The organism is Blautia sp. HCN-20427 (assembly GCF_037890365.1).
Classification (GTDB): Bacteria; Bacillota; Clostridia; order Lachnospirales; family Lachnospiraceae; genus Blautia.
Map to the genome: position 1 here is coordinate 21,035 of NZ_JBBKBX010000032.1, position 8,286 is coordinate 29,320.

The 8,286-nt window shown below is 39.8% G+C and carries 10 protein-coding genes; 9 read left to right on the forward strand and 1 reads right to left on the reverse strand.

What is annotated here, in order from left to right; all coding sequences use genetic code 11:
• The first annotated feature begins 73 nt into the window (after positions 1-73).
• From WKT17_RS14810 to WKT17_RS14850, 9 genes are all read left to right on the forward strand, one after another.
• Positions 74-724, forward strand: a complete 651-nt coding sequence (locus WKT17_RS14810; protein WP_173747959.1) for a ComEA family DNA-binding protein — start codon at positions 74-76, stop codon at positions 722-724.
• Between the two features lie 10 nt (positions 725-734).
• Positions 735-1,424 carry a response regulator transcription factor gene (locus WKT17_RS14815; RefSeq protein WP_173747957.1) on the forward strand — a complete coding sequence of 230 codons (690 nt, stop codon included), beginning with the start codon at positions 735-737 and terminating at the stop codon, positions 1,422-1,424.
• 9 nt (positions 1,425-1,433) lie between these two features.
• A complete protein-coding gene (locus WKT17_RS14820) occupies positions 1,434-2,861 on the forward strand; it encodes a sensor histidine kinase (RefSeq protein WP_173747955.1) in 1,428 nt (475 codons plus the stop codon).
• Positions 2,862-2,882: 21 nt separating this feature from the next.
• Positions 2,883-3,824 carry a GerMN domain-containing protein gene (locus WKT17_RS14825; RefSeq protein WP_291681630.1) on the forward strand — a complete coding sequence of 314 codons (942 nt, stop codon included), beginning with the start codon at positions 2,883-2,885 and terminating at the stop codon, positions 3,822-3,824.
• Entirely contained in the window at positions 3,817-4,461 is a 645-nt protein-coding gene (locus WKT17_RS14830) for a DUF4131 domain-containing protein (protein ID WP_302229301.1), read from the forward strand. The genes WKT17_RS14825 and WKT17_RS14830 overlap by 8 nt, the downstream gene beginning before the upstream one ends.
• 64 nt (positions 4,462-4,525) lie before the next feature.
• Positions 4,526-4,804 (forward strand): hypothetical protein, encoded by a 279-nt coding sequence (locus WKT17_RS14835; RefSeq protein ID WP_243099417.1) that lies wholly within the window; start codon positions 4,526-4,528, stop codon positions 4,802-4,804.
• A gap of 319 nt (positions 4,805-5,123) precedes the next feature.
• A complete protein-coding gene (gene ligA, locus WKT17_RS14840) occupies positions 5,124-7,127 on the forward strand; it encodes an NAD-dependent DNA ligase LigA (protein WP_118621661.1) in 2,004 nt (667 codons plus the stop codon).
• A gap of 82 nt (positions 7,128-7,209) precedes the next feature.
• The gene (locus tag WKT17_RS14845; RefSeq protein WP_118621660.1) at positions 7,210-7,602 is read left to right on the forward strand and encodes a hypothetical protein; all 393 of its coding nucleotides are present in this window, start codon (positions 7,210-7,212) and stop codon (positions 7,600-7,602) included.
• Between the two features lie 140 nt (positions 7,603-7,742).
• A complete protein-coding gene (locus WKT17_RS14850) occupies positions 7,743-7,979 on the forward strand; it encodes a hypothetical protein (protein WP_118621659.1) in 237 nt (78 codons plus the stop codon).
• Between the two features lie 99 nt (positions 7,980-8,078).
• Here WKT17_RS14850 and WKT17_RS14855 read toward each other — a convergent pair.
• Positions 8,079-8,286, reverse strand: a 208-nt coding sequence (locus WKT17_RS14855) for a helix-turn-helix domain-containing protein (protein WP_340273417.1), incomplete at its 5' end; no start/stop codon positions are given.

Below are 8,286 nucleotides of genomic sequence, written 5' to 3' on the forward strand. Positions count from 1 at the left end.
AGAACTATCTGTACACATGTTTGCATTTTGCAGACGGATTGCGTCAGAAATGCAGAAAGCAGAGGTGTATAGAATGAAGAAAAAGAGCGTGCTTTTTGGAATGTTTTTGTTGATATGCTGCCTGTGGATATCTTCCTGCAAGCAGGAAGAGGTTGTGATAGAGCAGCCTTCTCTGGAAAAATCAGAAAAAGAAGAGACGGATAAGGCAGACGGGAAGGAAGAGAAATCTTCACAGGAGAGTGAACCGGAGGCAGAAACTATCTGGGTAGACGTAAGCGGGGCAGTGAACCGTCCCGGTGTTTACGAACTGCAGAAAGAAGCCAGGGTGTTTGAGGCAGTAAAGGCAGCAGGCGGTTTTTCCAAAGAGGCCGATACCGGATGGCTGAATCAGGCGGCTTTGCTGGTTGACGGGGAGAAAATTCAAGTATATACTTTGGAAGAAACCAGTCAGATGAAGGAACAGGGGATTGTACAGGAAAAGCAGCAAAAAGAGACGGCAGATTCTCCGGTGCAGAGTACCGGGGGAAACGGCAGGGTGAATATTAACACGGCTGATGTGACCGGGCTTCAGGAAATTCCGGGTATTGGTCAGGTGAGAGCCCAGGCCATTGCGGACTACAGAGAAGAAAACGGAAAGTTCCAAAGCATTGAGGAAATTCAGGAGGTTCCCGGTATTAAGGGAAAGACTTTTGAAAAGATACAGAACTATATCACAATAGAATAAGGAGAGCGAAATGAGTAAGCGAGTATTGGTAGTAGATGATGAAAAACTGATTGTAAAAGGAATAAGATTCAGCCTGGAGCAGGAAGGCATGGAGGTGGACTGTGCCTATGATGGAGAAGAGGCCCTGGAAAAGGCAAAGACCGGAGATTACGATATGATTCTTCTGGATATTATGCTTCCGAAGCTGACCGGGCTTGAGGTCTGCCAGCAGATTCGTGAATTTTCTTCCGTGCCGATTATTATGCTTACTGCAAAGGGAGAAGATATGGATAAGATTCTGGGGCTGGAGTACGGTGCAGATGATTATATTACAAAGCCTTTTAATATCCTGGAGGTAAAAGCCCGCATTAAAGCTATTATGAGGAGAACCAGAAAGGAAGAAAAGAAAGAAAGTTTCGGCAAAACGCTGGTTAGCGGGGACTTAAAACTGGATTGTGAAGGCAGAAGAGTCTTTATTGCAGGTAGGGAAATCAATCTGACTGCAAAGGAATTTGATGTTCTGGAGCTTTTGGCAAAAAATCCCAATAAGGTATACAGCCGTGAAAATCTGCTGAATCTGGTATGGGGCTATGAGTATCCGGGAGATGTGCGCACCGTGGATGTACATATCCGGCGCCTTAGAGAGAAGATTGAAGCGGTTCCCAGTGACCCGAAATATGTGCATACAAAATGGGGAATCGGATATTATTTTCAGGGATAGGGAAAACAGATGAAAGTAAAGGTGAAACTGACATTTTTTAAAAGTCTCAGATTCCGCATTATGGTTTTGTTGGTGATTATTGGTATTGTGCCCTGCCTGCTCACGGAGAGGGTGATTGTACGCAGTTATGAAAGCCGGGCTGTGGAACTGCGGAAAATCAATGTAAAGAACCAGTGCGATATTCTGGGAAATCAGTTGATGGAGGAAGGATATCTGGAACATCAGCAGTCAGAAACAATCAATAAGGAGCTGTCCCTGGTTTCTACTATCTATAACGGCAGGATTCTGATTATCAATGAGAGCGGAAGGATTGTGAAGGATACCTACGGTATTGATGAAGGAAAATATGTGCTGTCCGAAGAAGTTATTAAGTGCTTTGAAGGAGAAGACACCAGCAGCTATGATAAGAAAAATTCGTATATTGAACAGACCATTCCATTGACGGACCCAAAGAGCAAGCACATTGAAGGTGTAATGCTGGTAAGCACCTCTACCGGAGAGATTGTGGACAGTATTGCGTTTTTGGAGCACAGGGGAAGTCTGCTGATGCTGGCTATTTGTCTGCTTGTGGTGGTACTGGGCTTTGTGTTGTCAAAGGTTCTGGTGAAGCCCTTTGCCAGAGTGGGAAAGGCTATTGAAGAACTGACAGACGGTTATCTGGATGAAGAGATTTCTGTGCCGGATTACACGGAAACACAGATGATAAGCAGTGTGTTTAATAAAATGCTGAAGCGCATGAAGGTATTGGATGATTCCAGGCAGGAGTTTGTAGCCAACGTATCCCATGAACTGAAAACACCTATGACGTCCATTAAGGTGCTGGCTGATTCGCTTGCAGGGCAGGAAAATGTGCCAGTGGAACTGTATCAGGAATTTATGCAGGATATTGCTGTGGAAATTGACAGAGAAAATCAGATTATTACAGACCTGCTGTCTCTGGTGAAAATGGATAAAAAGGCTTCAGAGCTGAATGTTGAGAAGGTGAATATCAATGAAATGATGGAAAACATTCTCAAGAGGCTGAAGCCCATTGCAGACAAGAAAAATGTGGAACTGGTGCTGGAAAGCTATCGTCCTATTGTGGCAGAAATCGACGAGGTGAAGATGAGCCTGGCACTTACTAATCTGGTGGAAAACGGAATTAAATACAACATACAGGACGGCTGGGTACATGTGACTTTGAATGCAGATCACAAATACTTTTATGTATCTGTAGCAGATTCGGGAATCGGAATTCCCCAGGAATCCCTTGACCGTATTTTTGAGCGTTTCTACCGGGTGGATAAGTCTCATTCCAGAGAAATAGGGGGAACGGGACTGGGTCTGGCCATTACAAGAAATGCCATTGTCATGCACCGGGGCGCCATTAAGGTCAAGAGTGAAGAACATAAGGGGACTACTTTTTCTGTAAGGATTCCTCTGAACTATATTGCATAAGGAGGGCATGAAGTGAAAAAAATGATGAAGACTGTTTTGCTTCTTCTGACAGCAGGAATTTTGCTGAATTTGTCCGGATGCAAAGAAGAGGAAAAGCAGGAAAGTAAGACAGAATACCATATGTATTATCTTTCCCTTACGGAAACTGCTTTGGAAGAAACGGACTATGTGCCTTCCCAGCGGACTTCGGAGGCTATGGTAAATGAAATTGTAGGGATGCTGGGAAAAGAGCCAGAGAATGAAGAATATCTTTCTCTGCTGCCCAAAGGAGTAACGATAGAAACCTGTACTTATGAGGGACAGACCGTAACGCTGACCTTTAATGAAGAGTATAAAAAGATGAAAAACACCAGAGAAATTCTGGCGAGAGCAGGAACTGTCAAGGCGCTGACCCAGATTCCCGGAGTCAGTTATGTGGAATTTTATCAGGGGCAAGAGGCTATGACAGACGCAGATGGACAGAATATCGGCAAAATGGACGCCTCCACTTTTGTGGAAAATGAAGGGGAAAATATCAATTCTTATGTACAAAATGATTTAAATCTTTATTTTGCCAGCAAAGACGGAGAAAATCTGGTAAAGGAAAGAGTTTCTGTGTATTATAGCAGCAATGTTCCCATTGAAAGGGAAGTGGTGGAGAGGCTTTTGAAGGGACCGAACAGTTCTGAACTGCAGCCTACACTGTCACCGAATACGAAGATTCTGGGTGTATCCATTGCAGAGGGAATCTGTTATGTAAATCTGGATAAGAGTTTTCTCAGTGATACTATGAATGTACAGGAAAAGCTGCCTATATATTCTATTGTCAATTCCCTTACAGATGCATGTAACCTGCGGGGCGTGCAGATATCTGTGGAAGGAGAAACGAAGGTGACTTTCCGGGAAAGTATGAAGCTGGATGAGATATATCATGCGGATTACAGCCTGATAGACAGTGAAGAGGCAGAAGAAAATCATGAGTAAACGACCTTTATGTGCGGCTGCGGTTTTCTGGGCAGTTCTGTTGTACCTTTTGGGAGGGGCAGGGATAAAATATTTTACCTATGCCCCGCCTGAGCTGCCTTCCGGGGCTTTTGCCGGGAAGGCAGCCGTTACAGGAGAGGTATACAGAGCGGATGTCCATACCCGCAGTACAAGTCTATATTTGAGAAAAGCAAATCTGATTTTAAATTCTAAAAAATATCCCATAGATGGAATTAAAGCAACCGTTACAACGGAACATATGAAAGAAACAGCGAAACCGGGAAGTGAAGTTTTGCTGCAGGGAGAACTACAGGAAATTCCCCTGCCTTCAAATCCAGGGCAGTTTCATGAGCGGGCCTATTATTATCCCAGAAAGATAAAATGGTATCAGAAAGTTTCTTATATACAGGTGATACAGCCGGAGAAAAACAGGTTTTTATGTTTGCAGGAGAAAATCAAACAGAAACTGCAGAATGGAATTTACCATGTAATGACAAAAGAACAGGCGGGTATTATGGAGGCCATGCTTTTAGGAGAGAAGGCGCAGATAGATACAGAACAGCAGTTTTTATTTCAGCTTATGGGGTGTTCTCATATTCTGTCGGAAAAATGTACTAGTGGATATATATGTGTATAATGTTGATTGTGCGTGAAAAAAGATATTATTTGATACAGGAAACACAGGAAGAGGAGAGATGTGTATGCAGTATGCAGTTGTGGAGTATTATAATGTAAAGTTTTACATCATATTTAAAAGAGATGAAGATATTTCTAAATTTTGGTATTTAAGCAATCGGATAGAAGCAGGTGAGAAATTATATATGAGAGATATTTATCGTTGGTGTGTTGTTCATAAGATACATATAATGAGTAAATTTGTATATTTGAAAGATATACCAATTACAGCAAATATTTGGAATTATTATAGTTATTTACGTGCGAAAAGCGAATATAAAAGATTAAAACATGAGTATAGTTAGAAAATATTTTGATAGTATTGGGCAAATTTAATGATCAAAGTATTCTATTGACAGTTATAGGTTCTACATATAAAATAAGTATGACACACATTTGTAATTCCGAGATACAGAAGGAATTATAAAACTTTTGTTCTAAGCAGAGTGATTAGAACCATGATTTTTGCAGATGAAGTCTGCTATCGTGTTTTGAGTACAGAAAGGCATTGATTATTTTTATGGAATAATCAGTGTCTTTTTTTGTTTTAACAAAAGTTGTGTCAGAAAGTAGGACATAGTTTCGCTTAAACAATCAAAGTAGTAGAAAGGAGCTGTGGGTAACATGTTGCAGGAAATTAAAACATTAGTTCAGACATTGAATGAACAGCGGGATGCATATTATAATAAGGATTCCCCAAAGATGACTGATAAGGAATATGACCGTCTATTTGACCGTTTGGAAGAACTGGAGAAAAAATCAGGAATTATCTTCTCTAATTCGCCAACGCAGAGTGTCGGTTATTATCCAGTCAGTGAATTAGCGAAAGTAAGGCATACAAGAGCGTTGCTTTCGCTTGAAAAAACAAAACAGATTAGGGAGTTGGCTGATTTTATGGAAAATCAGGATACCTTACTGATGTTGAAACTGGATGGACTGACTGTTAAGCTTGTCTATGAAGAGGGTAGGCTGGTACAGGCATCTACTCGTGGTGATGGAAATGTTGGAGAGGATATTACCCACAATATCCCTGCATTTGAAAATGTTCCGCTTTCTATCAGTTATAGGGAAAGGCTTGTTACGACTGGCGAGGCATTTATCTATAAGGACGATTTTCGCCAGTTAAAAGATACAATCCGAGATGGAAATGGAGAACCTTATAAAAATGCCCGCAATTTGGCTTCCGGTTCTGTCCGTAATCTGAATCCAGAAGTGTGTAAAGGACGACATGTTCATTTTATTCCCTTTAATGTGTTAGAGGGGATGGATGAAGGAACTGGTGTTGATAGTAGGGAGTTTAAGCTAATGCAACTTGGAGTCTTGGGATTTGATACTTGTCCTTATGTATATATGGAAGCAGGAAAACACAGTGAGAAAGAACTTAAAGAGCAGATTGAGAAGTTGAAAACTGTTGCAAGTGAAAAGGGAATTCCCATAGATGGTTTGGTTCTTATTTATGACAATCTTAGCTATTCTTTTAAATGTGGTAAAACTGGACACCATTATAAGGATGGACTTGCCTACAAGTTTGAGGATGAAACTTATGAAACAACACTACAAGAAATAGAATGGACACCTTCACGATCTGGTGATTTAGCACCGGTTGCTGTATTTGATTCTGTAGAGATTGACGGTGCGGATGTTTCAAGAGCATCACTCCATAACTTGTCTTTCATTAAGAATTTGGAATTGGTTCCTGGATGCCGTATTCTGGTTTCAAAGCGGAATATGATTATTCCACATATAGAGGATAACCTTGATAGGGGTTTTTATTATGACACTTATCCGCTTCAATGCCCTTGTTGTGGCCGTAATACAAGAATACGGAAAGGGAAAACGAATAAAGGAAATACTTTGGAGACTATATACTGTGACAATCCGGAATGCGATAGCCAGATATTAAAGAAGTATGTTCACTTTGTAGCGAAAAAGGCAATGGATATATCTGGGATTTCCGAATCAAATTTGCGGCGTTTTTTGGAATGTGGATGGCTTACTTCATTCCAGGACATTTACCATTTAGACAGGTATCGAAAAGAAATTGTTGCTTTGGATGGATATGGGGAAAAGTCTTATGAGAGGCTTTGGACAGCAATCAATGAGAGCAGAAACACAGATTTTATCCATTATTTGACTGCAATGGACATTCCAATGGTAGGTACGACAAAGAGCAGGGTGTTGTGTGAAATTTTTGAAGGAAATTTGGACAGCTTTGAGAAAGCGGCTACAGGAAACTTTGATTTTTCAAAGATAGAAGATTTCGGAGATGTTTTAAACCGAAATATTCATACGTGGTTTGCAAATGAAGAGAATTTGAGCTTGTGGAGGGATTTGCAAATGGAAATGAGCTTTAGACCTATGGAGAGTGAAACAGAAGAAAACAAGTTAGTAACGGTTGATAATCCGTTTCAAGGCTGTACGATTGTTGTTACAGGTAAACTTATGACCTTTACTCGTGATGGAATCAATACAAAGATATGGGAACTTGGTGGAAAACCGGGGAGTTCAGTCAGTAAGAATACAGATTATCTAATTTGCGGTGAAAAGGCTGGAAGTAAACTAGCAAAGGCACAGTCATTGGGAATAAAAATTCTTTCAGAAGTAGAATTTTTGGATATGATTGCATAGGTAAAGAAAGGGACAATAGGTAAAGATCAGAAAGGCATTGATTATTTTATGGAATAGTCAATGCCTTTTTAAGGAGAATAGTATGGGGTATAGAGAGCTTGCAGTAAAGATAAAGAATGGATATAGCAGTTTAAAAAGAGAGCCAGTATTTAAATGTTTAGATATTATCTGGAATCAAAAGTTAAAAACAGCAGAGATTTCCGTAGTAAATGATGCAGAATTTAAAGTCATTATCATTGGCAGTACGCAAAATCTTACTACATCAAGAGGATATATGTATTTGTTTTACACAAATGACAGCAAGGTATTATTTCCTTCCGTCAAAGAAATAATACGCAGATTGAAGATTGTTGCAAGCGGAGAGAGGTTGACAGATCAAGATGCAGAGTACTTTGATTGGGAGGAATATGGTTCATTAGAAATGCAAAGAATTTATTTTTCTGAAATTATTAAAAGGGAGGCGAAAACGACTTAGGCTGTAAAGTGTTTTTAAGGAAGCATAATTATATGAATCTAGTAAGGGCTAGAGGGATAAAGAGTGTAATGAAGAAGTTGTGGTATTATTAGAAGAAAAGTGATAGAATAAAAAATATAATCATATAGGAGGATATAATTATGCCAAGAGGAAGAAAGAAAATGGAAAAAATTACTTTGGAAGAACAGTTAGCTTTGGTTGACAAGGAGATTGAGGCTACAGAGAGTTCATTAAAAAATTTACGTCTGAAGAGAAAAGATTTGAAAATAAAGATTGAAGAACAGCAAAAGGATGAACTTTATAGATTAGTTCAGAACTCAGGTAAGAGTTTGGAAGAAGTTATAGCAATGTTGAAAGAAGAGAAAGAAGAGAATTAAGAGCATGATGCAAAAGAGTACTGGGCTTGGAGATGTCCAGTACTTTTTTTGTAATTTACACTATTAGTAATGCAATAGATATTTTCAATTCTAAAAAACCTAAGAAATGGAGAGGTGAACATCACGAAAAAAGCAATTGTAGTCCACTTGAAAGATTTGTGCCAAGCCTGCTAAGATAGAAATTCGAATATTATATGTACCGTTCTCTATTTGTGAATATACGCTGCGAGTGATATCTAAATTCAGAAGTTGTAGTTTTGTTGCTACCTGTTCTTGAGTCATATGGCGTTCTATCCGAAGTTCCCGG

What these genes read in the sequence shown, in the direction of transcription:
- WKT17_RS14850 (WP_118621659.1), top strand. Translation starts at nt 7,743, where the DNA reads ATGCCAAGAGGAAGAAAGAAAATGGAAAAAATTACTTTGGAAGAACAG.
- WKT17_RS14835 (WP_243099417.1), top strand. Translation starts at nt 4,526, where the DNA reads ATGCAGTATGCAGTTGTGGAGTATTATAATGTAAAGTTTTACATCATA.
- WKT17_RS14820 (WP_173747955.1), top strand. Translation starts at nt 1,434, where the DNA reads ATGAAAGTAAAGGTGAAACTGACATTTTTTAAAAGTCTCAGATTCCGC.
- WKT17_RS14830 (WP_302229301.1), top strand. Translation starts at nt 3,817, where the DNA reads ATGAGTAAACGACCTTTATGTGCGGCTGCGGTTTTCTGGGCAGTTCTG.
- WKT17_RS14845 (WP_118621660.1), top strand. Translation starts at nt 7,210, where the DNA reads ATGGGGTATAGAGAGCTTGCAGTAAAGATAAAGAATGGATATAGCAGT.
- ligA (WP_118621661.1), top strand. Translation starts at nt 5,124, where the DNA reads ATGTTGCAGGAAATTAAAACATTAGTTCAGACATTGAATGAACAGCGG.
- WKT17_RS14815 (WP_173747957.1), top strand. Translation starts at nt 735, where the DNA reads ATGAGTAAGCGAGTATTGGTAGTAGATGATGAAAAACTGATTGTAAAA.
- WKT17_RS14810 (WP_173747959.1), top strand. Translation starts at nt 74, where the DNA reads ATGAAGAAAAAGAGCGTGCTTTTTGGAATGTTTTTGTTGATATGCTGC.
- WKT17_RS14825 (WP_291681630.1), top strand. Translation starts at nt 2,883, where the DNA reads ATGATGAAGACTGTTTTGCTTCTTCTGACAGCAGGAATTTTGCTGAAT.